This window comes from Rahnella sp. NRRL B-41462 (assembly GCF_003263525.1).
GTDB lineage: Bacteria > Pseudomonadota > Gammaproteobacteria > Enterobacterales > Enterobacteriaceae > Rahnella > Rahnella aceris.
The window spans coordinates 1-14,601 of sequence record NZ_JYDF01000063.1; the positions used below are offsets into that span (position 1 = coordinate 1).

Annotated in this window: 16 protein-coding genes and 1 pseudogene; 10 read left to right on the forward strand and 7 right to left on the reverse strand. The window is 51.6% G+C overall.

Annotated features, from left to right (window positions below; translation table 11 throughout):
- Window positions 1-73: 73 nt before the first annotated feature.
- From UC14_RS16265 to UC14_RS16285, 4 genes and pseudogenes are all read right to left on the reverse strand, one after another.
- Window positions 74-550: a hypothetical protein gene (locus tag UC14_RS16265; protein ID WP_112198056.1), complete on the reverse strand. Its 477-nt coding sequence runs from the start codon at window positions 548-550 to the stop codon at window positions 74-76.
- On the reverse strand, window positions 514-879 hold the full coding sequence (locus UC14_RS16270; protein ID WP_013575864.1) for a tlde1 domain-containing protein: 366 nt from the start codon (window positions 877-879) through the stop codon (window positions 514-516). Before UC14_RS16270 ends, UC14_RS16265 begins: the two co-directional genes overlap by 37 nt.
- A gap of 10 nt (window positions 880-889) precedes the next feature.
- Entirely contained in the window at window positions 890-1,375 is a 486-nt protein-coding gene (locus UC14_RS16275) for a type VI secretion system tube protein TssD (protein WP_112152304.1), read from the reverse strand.
- Window positions 1,376-1,734: 359 nt separating this feature from the next.
- Window positions 1,735-3,418, reverse strand: a pseudogene (locus UC14_RS16285) (aspartate:alanine antiporter).
- 323 nt (window positions 3,419-3,741) lie between these two features.
- On the opposite strand from UC14_RS16285, the gene ybjM reads away from it, so the two are divergent.
- Window positions 3,742-4,113, forward strand: coding sequence for an inner membrane protein YbjM (gene ybjM / locus UC14_RS16290; RefSeq protein WP_112198057.1), 372 nt, complete (start codon window positions 3,742-3,744; stop codon window positions 4,111-4,113).
- A gap of 78 nt (window positions 4,114-4,191) precedes the next feature.
- On the opposite strand, the gene UC14_RS16295 is transcribed toward ybjM, so the two are convergent.
- Complete coding sequence (locus UC14_RS16295) at window positions 4,192-4,458, reverse strand: GrxA family glutaredoxin (protein WP_013575818.1); 267 nt, start codon at window positions 4,456-4,458, stop codon at window positions 4,192-4,194.
- A gap of 285 nt (window positions 4,459-4,743) precedes the next feature.
- Between UC14_RS16295 and nfsA the strand changes: the two genes are divergently transcribed.
- From nfsA to rlmC, 9 genes are all read left to right on the forward strand, one after another.
- A complete protein-coding gene (gene nfsA, locus UC14_RS16300) occupies window positions 4,744-5,466 on the forward strand; it encodes an oxygen-insensitive NADPH nitroreductase (RefSeq protein ID WP_013575817.1) in 723 nt (240 codons plus the stop codon).
- 18 nt (window positions 5,467-5,484) lie between these two features.
- Entirely contained in the window at window positions 5,485-6,387 is a 903-nt protein-coding gene (gene rimK / locus UC14_RS16305; protein WP_013575816.1) for a 30S ribosomal protein S6--L-glutamate ligase, read from the forward strand.
- 148 nt (window positions 6,388-6,535) lie between these two features.
- Complete coding sequence (locus UC14_RS16310; protein WP_013575815.1) at window positions 6,536-7,018, forward strand: YbjN domain-containing protein; 483 nt, start codon at window positions 6,536-6,538, stop codon at window positions 7,016-7,018.
- Between the two features lie 431 nt (window positions 7,019-7,449).
- Window positions 7,450-8,559: a spermidine/putrescine ABC transporter substrate-binding protein PotF gene (gene potF, locus UC14_RS16315; protein ID WP_013575814.1), complete on the forward strand. Its 1,110-nt coding sequence runs from the start codon at window positions 7,450-7,452 to the stop codon at window positions 8,557-8,559.
- 267 nt (window positions 8,560-8,826) lie between these two features.
- A complete protein-coding gene (potG, locus tag UC14_RS16320; protein ID WP_013575813.1) occupies window positions 8,827-9,960 on the forward strand; it encodes a putrescine ABC transporter ATP-binding subunit PotG in 1,134 nt (377 codons plus the stop codon).
- A gap of 12 nt (window positions 9,961-9,972) precedes the next feature.
- The gene (gene potH / locus UC14_RS16325) at window positions 9,973-10,926 is read left to right on the forward strand and encodes a putrescine ABC transporter permease PotH (RefSeq protein ID WP_013575812.1); all 954 of its coding nucleotides are present in this window, start codon (window positions 9,973-9,975) and stop codon (window positions 10,924-10,926) included.
- Window positions 10,923-11,768: a putrescine ABC transporter permease PotI gene (gene potI / locus UC14_RS16330; RefSeq protein ID WP_013575811.1), complete on the forward strand. Its 846-nt coding sequence runs from the start codon at window positions 10,923-10,925 to the stop codon at window positions 11,766-11,768. The genes potH and potI overlap by 4 nt, the downstream gene beginning before the upstream one ends.
- Window positions 11,769-11,835: 67 nt before the next feature.
- Window positions 11,836-12,282 carry a YbjO family protein gene (locus UC14_RS16335; protein WP_013575810.1) on the forward strand — a complete coding sequence of 149 codons (447 nt, stop codon included), beginning with the start codon at window positions 11,836-11,838 and terminating at the stop codon, window positions 12,280-12,282.
- Window positions 12,283-12,366: 84 nt separating this feature from the next.
- On the forward strand, window positions 12,367-13,497 hold the full coding sequence (rlmC, locus tag UC14_RS16340; RefSeq protein ID WP_112198058.1) for a 23S rRNA (uracil(747)-C(5))-methyltransferase RlmC: 1,131 nt from the start codon (window positions 12,367-12,369) through the stop codon (window positions 13,495-13,497).
- Between the two features lie 5 nt (window positions 13,498-13,502).
- Here rlmC and fliR read toward each other — a convergent pair whose 3' ends face one another.
- Entirely contained in the window at window positions 13,503-14,288 is a 786-nt protein-coding gene (gene fliR / locus UC14_RS16345; RefSeq protein WP_013575808.1) for a flagellar biosynthetic protein FliR, read from the reverse strand.
- A 3-nt stretch (window positions 14,289-14,291) separates the two neighbouring features.
- A complete protein-coding gene (gene fliQ, locus UC14_RS16350) occupies window positions 14,292-14,561 on the reverse strand; it encodes a flagellar biosynthesis protein FliQ (RefSeq protein WP_013575807.1) in 270 nt (89 codons plus the stop codon).
- Between the last annotated feature and the right edge of the window lie 40 nt (window positions 14,562-14,601).

Sequence of the window (14,601 nt, forward strand, 5' to 3'; positions counted from 1 at the left end):
GGTGGGGTTGTAGGGAAAAATGTTATCTGACTGCCCGTTTCTGAGGCAGTCAGAGGATATTAAGCCGGTGTGGTTAAAACCCGCGTTCTACCGTGATATAACCGCCAAAGCCTACAGAGCATTCATCATCATTTCTGAATGCCGATCCTATGAAGATATTTTCCTTTCCAGCGTTATCTTCAAAAGTGAATTTCACTATCAGGTTGTAGACATTCGCTTCAGTATACGTTGAATAATAATCCTTCCACGTCATTCCCGTTTGATCTTTCCCTGACTCGACCTGATCTTTTTTGGCAAGTTGAGCTGCCAAAGCAGGGGTTACTTTCGTTTTACTTATTAACGTCATGAGTGTTTTTTGGTTATTAACTGCTCCAACGTCAACATCTAATTCATACTGCATAGCATCTTTCATGGCAGATTCAATGTATGAACCAGGCTTCATGCAAATATCTTGTGGTTCCTGTGCCATTGTGCTGAATGCGACGCCATTCAGGAAAAAAAGAAGGATATATTTCATTTTACGGTTAACTCCCTGTCGCCGCTTGCCCATATTCTTTTCCTTTCAGTGAGACTGGTTACAATACAGCCACTTGATGCCTCGCCGGGGTGCTGACTGCTATCTCCATGAATTTTAAATGCGTCCCGTCCGCACATATTATTGCTGCTGGAAGGTGTCAGAGATAATGAGTATTTTCCGGTTCTATGGGAGGTATGAGGCGAACCAATCTGATAGCTACCTCTGGGTAAAGGTCCCCGGTCCTTAAGGCATTCCTGTGCCGGGTCATTTTTATAACCAGGTGCGCCAGCATAAGAACCGGTGAACTGATAAGTCCCGTCATGATAAAATTTCCGGGAGCTGACTTCATAAGTCCATGACATATATTATCCTTTATGCTCTTTCATTCCAGGTATCAGAATGGACTATATTTCCGCCCAGATAGTGCCAGATTATCTTTTCATAGCTTAATTCAACGTATTCATGATGAGTGTGGCGTTCGAATAATTCATTCTTGATGTCATGCATAAAAGGTTCGACAGATATAACCTTTACATTCTCTAATGTTACGCGGAAATATTCTTTCTCCTGTCCCCCATAATCAATGCAATAAAATTTAAACTCAGCATTCTTTAACGTCTGACCTGAAGAGACTGCTTTGTAGAGATAAGGGCTTGAGGCATCGACCTCCTTTTCAAACGCATAACTGCAATGGATACGTTTTGCGATGAGTTTCCCCGTCTGTGAATCGACGGGGACTTCAACTGCATGCATCAGTTCTAAAACCTCGATGCTGCCTTCTCTCTGAAGGATATCTACCGAACCTTTGATGTCTGTACCATCATCGTACTTAAGCCATAAATAAACAGGTATTGCCATTTTAACCTCCCGGAAAGTAATGAATGCCGGAAGCGAAATTACGCGCGTTGGAAGCAAGTTTCTTTTAAGTCCTAGTGCTTTAGGTATTTTTAAGACTGTTTGCAGAAAGGATTTTGCGTTTAAGCACGCAGAACGGCGGAGGTGTGATGAATTTGAAATCTACAGTAAGCAGAAAAGAAAAAACCCGGCAATCTTGAACCTAATAAGGCGGGATTGACGGGCTCTCCAAATTTGGGGACTTCAAAGAAAAGCAGTGGCACTAATTAAGACTCTGGCTAACTTTAAAAGTTCGTGTGAGGGGGCAAAAATTTAAAAAAATATTGATTTTTTTTTGCCCCATTACACTTCAATGAGTTACGTCATGCACCGGGCCAGATGATGACGATAAGCGTACCGGCGAGCGTCAGTAATACGTTAGCAATGGCATAGGTTCCTGCATAACCGAGTGCCGGAATGTTACTGCGTGCCGTGTCGCTGATGATTTCCATCGCCGGAGCGCAGGTTCGTGCACCCATGATGGCTCCGAACAGCAAAGCGCGGTTCATGCGTAAAACATATGCCCCGAAGATGAAGCAAATCACCACCGGCACCAGGCTGACAATCAGGCCGGAAAGCAGCATCTGGCCGCCTATTGCGCCGAGACCATTATTGATACCCGCACCGGCACTGAGGCCGACACCCGCCATAAACACCATCAGGCCAAACTCTTTCACCATATTTAGCGCGCCCTGCGGGATATAACCGAAAGTAGGGTGGTTGGCTCGCAGGAAGCCGAGCATGATCCCGGCGAACAGCAGTCCGGCGGCGTTACCGATGCCAAAACTGAAGTTTTTGAACTGGAAAGTGATGAGGCCGATCATCAGGCCGACAATAAAGAAGGCGCAGAAGGCCAGCAAATCCGTGAGCTGACTGTGTACGGAGATAAACCCGATACGCTCCGCCACGCTTTTCACCCGTTTTGCGTCGCCGCTGACCTGCAACACATCGCCTTTATTCAGCACGATACTGTCATCGATAGGCATTTCAATCTGACTGCGGATCACGCGGTTGAGGAAACAGCCCTGATCGGTGAGATTCAGTTGACTCAGACGCTTGCCGACCGCGTGGTTATTCTTGACCACCACTTCTTCGGTCACGATACGCATGTCGAGCAGGTCGCGGTCAAACACTTCCTTACCGTTACGGAAACTCGGGTCGAGGCGTGAATGTGCGTCCGGATAACCGACCAGTGAGATCTCATCGCCCACCTGCAATACGGCGTCGCCGTCCGGTGTCGCCAGGATGCCATTACGGCGGATTCGCTCTATATAGCAGCCAGTCTGACGATAGATCCCCAGTTCACGCAGGTTTTTGCCATCGGCCCAGGCCACCAGCTCCTGTCCCACGCGATAGGCGCGGATCACCGGCAGATACACTTTTCGTTTACTGTCGGTATCCAGGCCACGCTCGCGCGCGATCTGCTGGGCGCTGGTAGGCAAATCCTGATGTTGCAGCTTCGGCAGATAACGTGCGCCGAAAATCAAGGCTCACCAGACCGATAAGATAGGTCAGGGCGTAGCCCAGGCTCAGGTTATCCAGTTCAGGCCCGAGCATCTTGTTACCGCCCATGGTATTACGCAGCGTGTCTCCGGCGCCGACCAGAACCGGGGTTGAGGTCATTGAACCCGCGAGCATCCCGGCGGTGAGGCCGATGTCCCAGCCGAACAAACGTCCGAGTCCGAGTGCCAGTAACATGGCGCTGCCGACCATCACCAGTGCCAGCATGAAATAATTTTTGCCGTCACGGAAGAAAATGGAAAAAAAGTTTGGCCCTGCTTCGACGCCTACGCAGAAAATAAACAACATAAAGCCGAGGTTGAGCGCTTCAGTATTAATACTGAAATGCTGCTGACCCAAAAGCAGCGAAACCACTAATACGCCGATAGAATTTCCGAGCTGAACGGAACCCAGGCGAATTTTCCCCAGGCACAGACCGAGTGCCAAAACCACAAATAATAACAGGATGTAATTCCCGTTTAACAAACTAGCGACGTTTATATTCACAAGGATAACTTATTGTTTACCAACAAATTCTTGATATAGGAGAATGTAAAGGATAAATTCAGAAACAGAAAATTCCTACTCAGGATCGCGCGGTCTGTTTCAGCCCCGGCGGGGTGGAAAATTGGGTTTCGGGCGTCATTTTAGTCACAGAACGCCAGTTCAGCCAGAGAAATGCCCGTATAAATCTTCTGAAAGCTTTTTTTGTGTTTCGCGGGAGTGCGGAACGCTCTGGGGAAATGAGCCAGAAGGCTCTGACAGGTAACAAAGAACGCATTTTATGCAGAGAACCTGTGAAATCTCGCCAACTTTAAGGAGGAAGTAAAATGGCAATTTGGCGAAAAGTGGTAGCCCCATTAATTTGTTGCACAATGTTCTTAATTATTTTTCTTATGTTAAAAAATGGCTGGATTATTGTTAGAAATATCGCGCCAGGCCCGGAATATGGCCTGTTATTATTTTTAATTCCCGGCGTGGTGACGTCGCTGATTTCCCGCGATTCGGCGATATTTTCGTCCTTTGTCGGCGGGCTGGTTTCCATCCCTGTGTGCTTTTTATTGCGCATGGCCTTTTATCCACGCGTTCGTCCGCTGATGCAGGAACTGGCCTATGCCACCAGTGCGATATTTTGGTGTGTTCTGGGCGCTATGCTGGTTCATTTGCTGGTCATTGCTTACCGGCAGTTCAGGCGACACTGACATGTCATGATGTAGAAGCCATAAAAAAGGCGCTCACTGAGCGCCTTTTGGCTGTGTATATCTTTATTTTATCGCGGATCAGTTGCTGAACAGCGCCAGATGCTCTTTGGCATAGGCTTCGAAGTCAGTACAGCCACCGATGTGTTTCTGATCGAGGAAAATCTGCGGAACGGTTTCTACCGGTTTACCCACGGTTTTTTCCAGGTCGGCTTTAGTGATGCCTTCCGCGTGAATATCGATGTAGCGGAAGTTGAAATCATCACGTTCTTCAGTCAGTTTTTCAGCCAACTCTTTAGCGCGTACGCAATAAGGACAGCCAGGACGCCCAAAAATTACTGCAAACATGGAGACTCCTTTGTTAATGCCAACAAGATAAATGAAAGGGGAATGTCTGTTTTTGTTAACCACATCACCTTTTTGATGTCGCTACTATGCCTGTTACAAACCATAAAAAAAAGCAGGAATTACCTGTCAGTCCGATACCTTTGACCTATCTGAATGAACCGGCAGTCTTTTTCAGACACAGCACATTGTTACAGCTACAGGTGCCGGAATCCTTGCAAACGGTGCTCACAGCATGAATGATTGGGGCAACTTTTTTATTTATCCTTACCGCTCAGGAATTTTTTAATGACGCCGACCATCGATCTTCTGCGCTCACACCGCTCCATCCGTGCTTTTACCGATCAACCGGTCCCGGACGAGCAACGTGAAGCCATTATTGCCGCCGCTCAGGCTGCTTCGACTTCGAGCTTTCTGCAATGTTATTCGATTATCCGCGTGACCGATCCTGTGCTGCGGGAGACGCTGGTGCAGTACACCGGTGGTCAGAAATATGTCGCCAGCGCCGCTGAATTTTGGGTTTTCTGTGCTGATTTCAATCGTAATTTACAGATCAACCCTCAAGCCGAGCTGGGTCTGGCCGAGCAGTTGTTACTCGGTTGTGTGGACACCGCGCTGATGGCGCAAAATGCCATGACGGCGGCGGAGTCACTGGGGCTGGGCGGTGTGTTTATCGGCGGTATCCGTAATCAGGTGGAAGACGTAGTGAATCTGCTGAAACTGCCTAAATTTGTGATGCCTTTGTTTGGTTTATGTATCGGAACCCCCGCGCAGGATCATCAGGTCAAGCCGCGTATGCCGCAGTCTCTGCTGGTGCATGAAAACAGCTATCAGCCGGTAGATAAAGAGCAACTGGCAGAATATGACGACGCACTATCGGCGTATTATCTGCAACGCGACAGCAATGCGCGACGCGATACCTGGAGTGATTTGATTATTCGTACCCTTAAAAAGGAACAACGTCCGTTTATGCTGGACGCATTGCACAAGCAAGGTTGGGCAACACGCTAAACGGCGACGGAGTGTTGGATGAAAATTGCAATTCTTTCCCGTGACGGGTCGTTGTATTCGTGTAAACGCCTGAAGGAAGCGGCTGAAGCACGCGGACATGAGATCGACATTATCGATCCACTGTCCTGCTACATGAATATCAATCCTGCTGCGCCCAGCGTGCACTATCGCGGGCATCAGCTGGATAAGTACCATGCGGTGATCCCACGAATTGGCTCCGCGATTACCTTCTATGGCACAGCGGTGCTGCGTCAGTTTGAAATGCTGGGCAGTTTCCCGCTGAATGAATCGGTGGCGATCACCCGGGCGCGCGATAAATTGCGTTCCATGCAGATTCTGGCGCGTGAAGGCATTGATCTGCCGACGACCGGTTTTGCTAATGCGCCGGATGACACCGCCGATTTGATTGCGCTGGTCGGTGGTGCGCCGCTGGTGGTGAAGCTGGTTGAAGGAACACAGGGGATTGGTGTGGTGCTGGCAGAAACCCGTCAGGCGGCAGAAAGTGTCATTGACGCATTTCGCGGCCTGAACGCGCATATTCTGGTGCAGGAATATATCCGCGAAGCAGAAGGGCGCGACATTCGTTGTCTGGTGGTGGGGAAAAAAGTGGTCGGAGCGATTGAGCGTCAGGCCAAACCGGGTGATTTCCGCTCGAACCTGCATCGCGGCGGGACGGCCACCAATGTCAAAATTACGCCGCAGGAGAAAGACATTGCGGTTAAAGCCGCGCAGACTCTGGGGCTGGACGTCGCCGGGGTTGATATTTTACGTTCAAACCGCGGGCCGCTGGTGATGGAAGTCAATGCCTCGCCGGGGCTCGAAGGGATCGAAGCCACCACCGGTCTGGATATCGCCGGTATGATGATTGACTATATCGAACAAAGAGCGCGGCCGGGATTCCGTCTGAAATCCGGTGGCTAATTCTTATTCCCGTGCGTTAAATGTCCATCAATCCGGTAATGATCGTAGCGCTGACCGGCAATATTCCGTAAGCTATGACCCCTTCGTAATGCCGCTGGCGTTACGAAGGGTTTGTTTTTTTCGTTGTGTTGAACTCGTGAGGCATTCTATGGATTCGCTCATCGTCCCTGATTTAGCGCTGCTGCGGCGCTGGCTGGATCAGCTGGGCATCTCTTTTTTCGAGTGTGATTCCTGTCAGGCTCTCCATTTGCCGCATATGCAGAATTTTGACGGCATTTTTGATGCCAAACTCGATATTGTAGATAATGTGATTTTGTTTTCTGCACTGGCCGAAGTCAAACCGACGGCGTTGATCCCGCTGGTGGCCGATCTGAGCTCGATTAATGCCAGTTCACTGACCATTAAAGCGTTCGTGGATATTCAGGACGACAATTTGCCGAAACTGATTGTTTGCCAGTCACTGACGATTGCAGTGGGTGTGACGGAAGAGCAGTTTGCTTTCTTCCTGCAACAGGCTGAGGAGCAGATGTCGATGATTATTCTCGAAGCGCACGCCAATGACCTGCTTTTCCTTGGCGAGGAAGAAGAAGGCATGCCGGTCACTTCTGTGAATCTGCCTTTACTGCATTAATTTTCCATTTCCGGACATTCATTTCCCCCCTCTGAAGATCCTTTCCTGCGAGCCGTGCTTATTGCGGCTCCGCTGCCTTTATCCGCTTTCGCCATAAGTTATGCTGCATTGGTGTGGTTGTTGCCAGATATTTCACTTTGTTAAAAGGCAAAATGCCAGACGGTATAGACTAAATCTGCATAATTAATCGATAAACGCCGGTTTTGTCTCAGGAGGCTGGTACACAAGGGTTGCAGGCGCTATGCTTCTGACTCTGCATCAAGCGTGATTACGTCGTAAAACCAAACGGTTAATTCGCAGGCAGCGTATGCGTCAACGTTGAATGCCTATGCATATTCCATGGGTGTCGGTTGGCAGTTGTGTGAAAGGTTTTGTATCCGTCTCAATGATACAAATTCGATTTATATTCCCTGTCTTGGAGGTAGTAACGGATGTTCACCCTGCGTAAAAAGTGGTTATCGGGTGTTGTCGCCGGCCTGGTTATGGCTGCGTCCGTCACAGCGTCTGCGGATGAAAAAACGCTGCATATCTATAACTGGTCCGATTATATCGCACCAAATACCGTGCCTGATTTCCAGAAGGAAACCGGCATTAAAGTGGTTTACGACGTGTTTGATTCCAATGAAGTGCTGGAAGGCAAACTCATGGCAGGCAGCACCGGCTTCGATCTGGTGGTACCGTCGGCCAGCTTCCTCGAACGTCAGCTGGCGGCTGGTGTGTTCCAGCCTCTGGATAAGAGCAAACTGCCAAACTACAAAAATATGGATCCTGAGCTGCTGAAGATGGTGGCGCAACATGATCCGGGCAACAAATACGCTATCCCTTATCTGTGGGCGACCACCGGTATCGGCTATAACGTCGATAAAGTGAAAGCCGTTCTGGGTAAAGATGCCCCGGTAGACAGCTGGGATCTGGTGCTCAAGCCTGAAAACCTCGAGAAACTGAAAAGCTGCGGCGTTTCATTCCTCGATGCCCCTGCGGAAATCTACGCAACAGTCCTGAATTATCTGCATCTGGATCCGAACAGCACCAAAGCATCAGATTACACCGGTGCAGCCAACGATCTGCTGCTGAAACTGCGTCCGAACATCCGTTATTTCCACTCTTCTCAGTACATTAACGACCTGGCGAACGGCGACATTTGTGTGGCAATCGGCTGGGCTGGTGATGTGATGCAGGCGGGTAACCGCGCGAAAGAAGCGAAAAACGGTGTGAACGTGGCGTACAGCATTCCCAAAGAAGGGGCGCTGGCCTTCTTCGACGTGTTTGCTATCCCGGCAGATGCTAAAAATCTCGATGAAGCCTATCAGTTCCTCAATTACCTGATGGAACCAAAAGTTATCGCGCAAATCAGTAACACCGTTTACTACGCCAGCGGAAACAAAGCCGCGACACCACTGGTTAACGAAGATGTGCGTAACAACCCGGGCATTTATCCACCGGCCGATGTTCAGGCGAAACTCTTCACCCTGAAAGTTCAGGATCCGAAGATTGACCGCGTGATCACCCGTTCGTGGACCAAGGTTAAAACCGGCAAATAATACTCTTCATCCTTCAGGCTGCCTCTGCGTTGGCTGCGCGAACGCGCCCCGGTCACTGACGTGTGTCAGCTCCCGGGGACTTGCTCACTTGCCGCCTTGATGCAACCAGAATGATTTTGAGTATCGTTAACGCGGCTCCGCTTATTGATGGCGGGGCCGCTGACGTTTTGCTTCCGGCTGTATTTTGGGTATACCGATCAGGCACTTTCCCCCCTGACTGTTATGCTTATTTGAACTGCTTTATTCTGATACCGGAGATTTCTCTGAGTGAACGACGCTATCCCCCGCCCGCAGCCTAAGACCCAGAAAGGTTTCACGCCTTTGCTGGAAATCCGCAATCTGACCAAATCTTTTGATGGCCAGGCCGCCGTCGATGATGTGAGCCTGACCATTTATAAAGGCGAGATTTTCGCACTGCTCGGCGCGTCCGGCTGTGGGAAATCAACCCTGTTGCGTATGCTGGCCGGTTTTGAGCCGCCCACGCAGGGCCAAATCGTACTGGATGGCGTAGATCTTTCGCAGGTGCCGCCGTATCAGCGTCCGATCAACATGATGTTCCAGTCTTACGCCTTGTTCCCGCACATGACGGTCGAACAAAACATCGCGTTCGGCCTCAAGCAGGACAAACTGCCGTCAGCGGAAATCAAAAGCCGCGTGGCGGAAATGCTGACGCTGGTGCATATGCAGGAATTCGCCAAACGTAAGCCGCACCAGCTTTCCGGCGGTCAGCGTCAGCGTGTGGCATTAGCGCGCAGCCTGGCGAAAAGACCAAAACTGCTGCTGCTCGATGAGCCGATGGGGGCGCTGGATAAAAAGCTGCGCGACCGTATGCAACTGGAAGTGGTGGATATTCTTGAGCGCGTCGGCGCGACCTGCGTGATGGTGACACACGATCAGGAAGAGGCGATGACCATGGCGGGGCGTATCGCCATCATGAACCGCGGTAAATTCGTGCAAATCGGCGAGCCGGAAGAAATTTATGAACACCCGACCAGCCGTTTCAGCGCCGAATTTATCGGCTCCGTGAATATATTTGAAGGTGTGCTGAAAGAGCGTCTGGACGATGCGCTGCTGCTGACCTCACCGGGGCTGAGGCATCCGCTGAAAGTCGATCCGGATGTGTCTGTGGTTGACGGCGTGCCGGTGTATGTTGCGCTGCGTCCGGAAAAAATCATGTTGTGTGAAGACGTGCCGCAGGATGGCTGCAACTTCGCGGTCGGAGAGGTGGTCAATATCGCCTATCTTGGCGACCTGTCGATTTATCACGTCAGGCTGCACAGCGGGCAGATGATTACGGCGCAATTGCAGAACGGTCACCGTTTCCGCAAAGGTATGCCAACCTGGGGCGACGAAGTGCGCCTGTGCTGGGAAGCCGACAGCTGTGTCGTGCTGACTGTTTAAAGGGGGATGAAAATGTCTGTAATCTCCGAAACCCCGGCCAGCAAACCTCCGGGCGGATTTAAAGCCTTCACCGGTCGTCTGCAACAGCGGCATGGCCGCAAGCTGGTGATCCTGCTGCCGCTGGTCTGGTTCCTGCTGCTGTTTTTACTGCCATTTCTGATTGTTTTCAAAATCAGTTTTGCTGAAATGGCGCGGGCCATTCCGCCGTATACCGATCTGGTTACCTGGTCAGACGGCATGCTGGATATTGCACTCAACATCGCCAACTACATCGGCCTGACCCAGGATCCGCTGTATATCGATGCGTATTTGCAATCGCTGCAAGTGGCAGCGATTTCCACGCTGCTTTGCCTGCTGATTGGGTATCCGCTGGCGTGGGCGGTGGCACACAGCCGCACCTCGACGCGCAACATCCTGCTGTTGCTGGTGATCCTGCCATCATGGACGTCATTCCTGATCCGCGTTTATGCCTGGATGGGCATTCTTAAAGACAACGGTGTACTGAATAACGTACTGATCTGGCTGCATGTTATCGACCAGCCTCTGGTGATTTTGCACACCAATCTGGCCGTGTATATCGGCATCGTGTATTCGTATCTGCCGTTTATGGTGTTGCCGATTTACACGGCGCTGACCCGCATGGATTACTCACTGGTGGAAGCGGCGCAGGATCTCGGTGCGCGTCCGATGAAAACCTTCTTCAAAGTGATTATGCCGCTGACCAAAGGCGGGATTATTGCCGGTTCGATGCTGGTCTTTATCCCGGCGGTGGGGGAGTACGTGATACCGGAACTGCTCGGCGGGCCGGACAGTAATATGATTGGCCGTGTCCTGTGGCAGGAATTCTTCAATAATCGCGACTGGCCGGTAGCCTCGGCGGTGGCGGTGGTCATGTTGTTGCTGCTGATCATGCCTATCCTGTGGTTCCAGAAATACCAAAACAAAGAGCTGGGAGATAAAGAATGAATCAGTTACCGGTTGTCCGTTCGCCGTGGCGAATTCTTATTCTGGTGCTCGGCTTTACGTTTTTGTACGCCCCGATGCTGATGCTGGTTATTTACTCATTCAACAGCTCGAAGCTGGTAACGGTCTGGGCTGGCTGGTCTACCCGCTGGTATACTCAGCTTTTCCATGATTCGGCGATGATCAACGCCGTCGGCATGAGCCTGTCGATCGCTACCGCTGCTGCCACCATGGCCGTGGTGGTCGGTACACTGGCCGCCGTGGTGATGGTGCGTTTCAGGCGTTTTCGCGGTTCAACCGGTTTTGCGTTTATGCTGACTGCGCCGCTGGTCATGCCTGATGTCATCACCGGTCTGGCGTTACTGCTGCTGTTTGTGGCGATGGGGCACACTTTTGGCTGGCCGGCTGAACGTGGCATGTTCACTATCTGGCTGGCGCACGTGACGTTTTGTAGTGCGTATGTCGCGGTCGTGGTCTCGGCGCGTTTGCGTGAACTGGACCGTTCCATCGAAGAAGCGGCAATGGATTTAGGCGCACCGCCACTGAAAGTGTTCTTTATTATTACGCTGCCGATGATCTTGCCAGCGCTGATTTCGGGCTGGTTGCTGGCGTTTACGCTGTCGCTCGACGATCTGGTGATCGCCAGTTTCGTCGCCGGGCCGGGCGCGACCACGTTACCGATGCTGGTTTTTGCCAGCGTGCGTATGGGTGTCAACCCTGAAATCAACGCACTGGCGACGCTGATCCTGCTGGTGGTGGGCATCATCGGCATGATTGCCTGGTGGTTTATGTCGCGTGCCGAGAAACAACGGCGCAAAGAAATTCAGCGCGCTCAACGTGCTTAAATTTTAAGATAATTTTCAGGGCGGATGTATTCCGCCCTGAACGTAAATGGAGAGCCCAAACGGATTTATGAAACTGGCATTTATCCCTGTTCCCGTCATGATCGGTGCGTCGGCGATTGTCGCGACGCGCTTGCTCGAATTCATATTATTGTTTGATGCTATGGGCTTTTCAGGGCTGATGAGCTTTATTGAAGTCAGTGCCGAGTCCTGGCTGAACTGTTTCATCATGCTGGCAAGTTTGCTGATTGTGTTGACCGAATGCCGTGCCGCGTACGCTATGATGCGTGGCCGCCGCTGGGGGCGCCGGGCATTCATCGGTTGTCAGGTGATCGTGGTCGGTTACATGCTGCTGGCGTCATTTGACTGGTTCGGCCCGCGTATCTTTCGCTTTAACGTCGAAACACAGGGCGAATTTCTCTATGCGCTGCTGATGCAAAAAATTCCCGATATGCTGGTGCTGCTACTGTTGTATGTGCCTGCCAGCAGCCGCAGATACTTTTCCCGTCGCAAATAGCCTCGATGTAAGTGAGTCTTTCCCGCCGCGCAGTGATAAACTGCGCGCCAGTTTTTTACTGCATCTGATGACCGGAAATTTTTCATGCATTGCGCACTTTACACCGCCGGAACCTGCCGTTCCTGCCAGTGGCTCGACAAACCTTATTTACAACAGTTAGCCGACAAGCAGCGGGATCTCAGCGATTTGCTGTCAGATTTGCCGGTGGCTGAATGGTGTGAACCGGTCACCGGCCCGGAAAGTGCGTTTCGTAATAAAGCCAAAATGGTGGTCAGCGGCAGCGTGGAACGCCCTTTACTTGGGATGTTGCACCGCGACGGCACGCCGGTCGATTTGTGTGAGTGCCCGTTGTATCCGGCCAGTTTCCCGGCGGTATTTTCAGTTCTCAAAATCTTTATTGCCCGCGCGGGCCTGACCCCTTACAACGTTGCGCGCAAACGCGGCGAGCTGAAATTCCTGTTACTGACTGAAAGCCAGAAAGATGGCGGCATGATGCTGCGCTTTGTGTTGCGTTCAGACGGCAAACTGGCGCAATTGCGTGCGGCACTGCCGTGGCTGCAACAGCAGTTGCCACAGTTGAAAGTGATTTCCGCCAACATCCAGCCGGTGCATATGGCGATCCTCGAAGGTGACACTGAAATTCCACTGACGGATGTTCAGCGGCTGGAAGAAGATTTTAACCATGTCCCCCTGTTTATCCGCCCGCAAAGCTTCTTCCAGACCAATCCGGTGGTGGCTGAAAAGCTTTACGCCACGGCGCGTGACTGGGTGAGGGGGCGAGGGGATATCCGAAGTATGTGGGATCTGTTCTGTGGCGTGGGCGGCTTTGGTCTGCATTGTGCAACACCGCAGATGAAACTGACCGGTATCGAAATCAGCGCGGAAGCCATTGCCTGTGCGAAAGAATCGGCGGTGCGTCTGGGGCTGCAAAACGTTGAGTTTCAGGCGCTCGATTCCACCGGTTTTGCGACCGGCAAAGGCGAGGTGCCGGATCTGGTGCTGGTGAATCCGCCGCGTCGCGGCATCGGCAAAGCATTGTGCGAATATCTCAGCCACATGGCGCCGGACACGATTCTCTATTCAAGCTGTAACGCCCAAACTATGGCGCAGGATCTGGCGTTACTGCCGGACTATCACATTCTGCGTGTCCGGCTTTTCGACATGTTCCCGCATACCGCGCATTACGAAGTGATGGCGCTGCTGGAGCGGCGTTAAGCCATTCAGTCAGCCGCCAGCTGATTCATGATCAACACAATCTTATCCAGAATTTCACTGAACAGATGCTCGCTGAACGGGGCGAGCATCGGCATCATCAGGCTGATCGCCAGAATCCCAATGCTGAGGGTCAGCGGGAAACCGATGACGAAAACGGAAAGCTGTGGCGTCACGCGGTTTAACAGACCCAGCGCCATGTTGAGCGTCAGCAGCAATGTCACGATTGGCAGAGCCAGCATCATCCCGCCGCTGAATACAATGCTGCCCGCTTTGGCGACGGCCATAAAACCTTCGGCATTCACCGGATTATGGCTGATGGGCAGGGTATGAAAACTGTCGGCCAGCAGGGAAATCAGCCACAGATGCGCGTTGAAACTCAGGAACAACAACACCGCCAGCAGATTTAAAAACTGTGCCAGCAGCGGGGTATTGAGACGGTTGCTTGGATCATAAAACGTCGCAAAGGAAATCCCCATCTGCAAACCCATAATTTCACCGGCCATACGGATGGCGGCAAAGGCCAGTTGCATGGTGATACCCAGCGCGGTGCCAATCATAATCTGCTGCATCGCCAGCCACAGTGCAGGCGTGGAGAAGATCGGCGTGTCCACCGGCGGCAGGGAAGGCGCAATCAGGAAGGTAATCATCATCCCAAGACCGAGTTTCACGCGGTTCGGTACTGACTTTTCACTGGTGATCGGCGCGGTGCTGATCAGCGCCAGAATTCGCAGCAGGGGCCAGAAATACATGCTCAGCCATCCGGCTAACTGGGTGCTGTCGAAGGAAACCATAGATTAACCGATGATGTAAGGCAGGTTGGTAAACAACGTGCGCATGTAATCGAGCAGCAGATTCAGCATCCACGGCCCGGCGATCACGATAGTCGCCACAACGGCCAGAATTTTAGGAATGAAGGACAGCGTTTGTTCGTTGATTTGTGTCGCCGCCTGCAACAGGCTGACGATAAGCCCGGTCACCAGCGCGGCCAGCAACAAAGGCGCAGCAACGGCCAGCGCCACTTTCATTGCCTCGTTACCCAGTGCCATTACCGATTCAGGAGTCATAAGATTCTCGTAAAAGAAGACGGGCGACTCCCTCCCCTGC

What these genes read in the sequence shown, in the direction of transcription:
- rlmC (WP_112198058.1), top strand. Translation starts at nt 12,367, where the DNA reads ATGCATTGCGCACTTTACACCGCCGGAACCTGCCGTTCCTGCCAGTGG.
- fliR (WP_013575808.1), bottom strand. Translation starts at nt 14,288, where the DNA reads ATGGTTTCCTTCGACAGCACCCAGTTAGCCGGATGGCTGAGCATGTAT.
- potF (WP_013575814.1), top strand. Translation starts at nt 7,450, where the DNA reads ATGTTCACCCTGCGTAAAAAGTGGTTATCGGGTGTTGTCGCCGGCCTG.
- potH (WP_013575812.1), top strand. Translation starts at nt 9,973, where the DNA reads ATGTCTGTAATCTCCGAAACCCCGGCCAGCAAACCTCCGGGCGGATTT.
- ybjM (WP_112198057.1), top strand. Translation starts at nt 3,742, where the DNA reads ATGGCAATTTGGCGAAAAGTGGTAGCCCCATTAATTTGTTGCACAATG.
- UC14_RS16310 (WP_013575815.1), top strand. Translation starts at nt 6,536, where the DNA reads ATGGATTCGCTCATCGTCCCTGATTTAGCGCTGCTGCGGCGCTGGCTG.
- UC14_RS16295 (WP_013575818.1), bottom strand. Translation starts at nt 4,458, where the DNA reads ATGTTTGCAGTAATTTTTGGGCGTCCTGGCTGTCCTTATTGCGTACGC.
- UC14_RS16270 (WP_013575864.1), bottom strand. Translation starts at nt 879, where the DNA reads ATGTCATGGACTTATGAAGTCAGCTCCCGGAAATTTTATCATGACGGG.
- UC14_RS16265 (WP_112198056.1), bottom strand. Translation starts at nt 550, where the DNA reads ATGGGCAAGCGGCGACAGGGAGTTAACCGTAAAATGAAATATATCCTT.
- UC14_RS16335 (WP_013575810.1), top strand. Translation starts at nt 11,836, where the DNA reads ATGAAACTGGCATTTATCCCTGTTCCCGTCATGATCGGTGCGTCGGCG.
- UC14_RS16275 (WP_112152304.1), bottom strand. Translation starts at nt 1,375, where the DNA reads ATGGCAATACCTGTTTATTTATGGCTTAAGTACGATGATGGTACAGAC.
- potI (WP_013575811.1), top strand. Translation starts at nt 10,923, where the DNA reads ATGAATCAGTTACCGGTTGTCCGTTCGCCGTGGCGAATTCTTATTCTG.
- nfsA (WP_013575817.1), top strand. Translation starts at nt 4,744, where the DNA reads ATGACGCCGACCATCGATCTTCTGCGCTCACACCGCTCCATCCGTGCT.
- rimK (WP_013575816.1), top strand. Translation starts at nt 5,485, where the DNA reads ATGAAAATTGCAATTCTTTCCCGTGACGGGTCGTTGTATTCGTGTAAA.
- fliQ (WP_013575807.1), bottom strand. Translation starts at nt 14,561, where the DNA reads ATGACTCCTGAATCGGTAATGGCACTGGGTAACGAGGCAATGAAAGTG.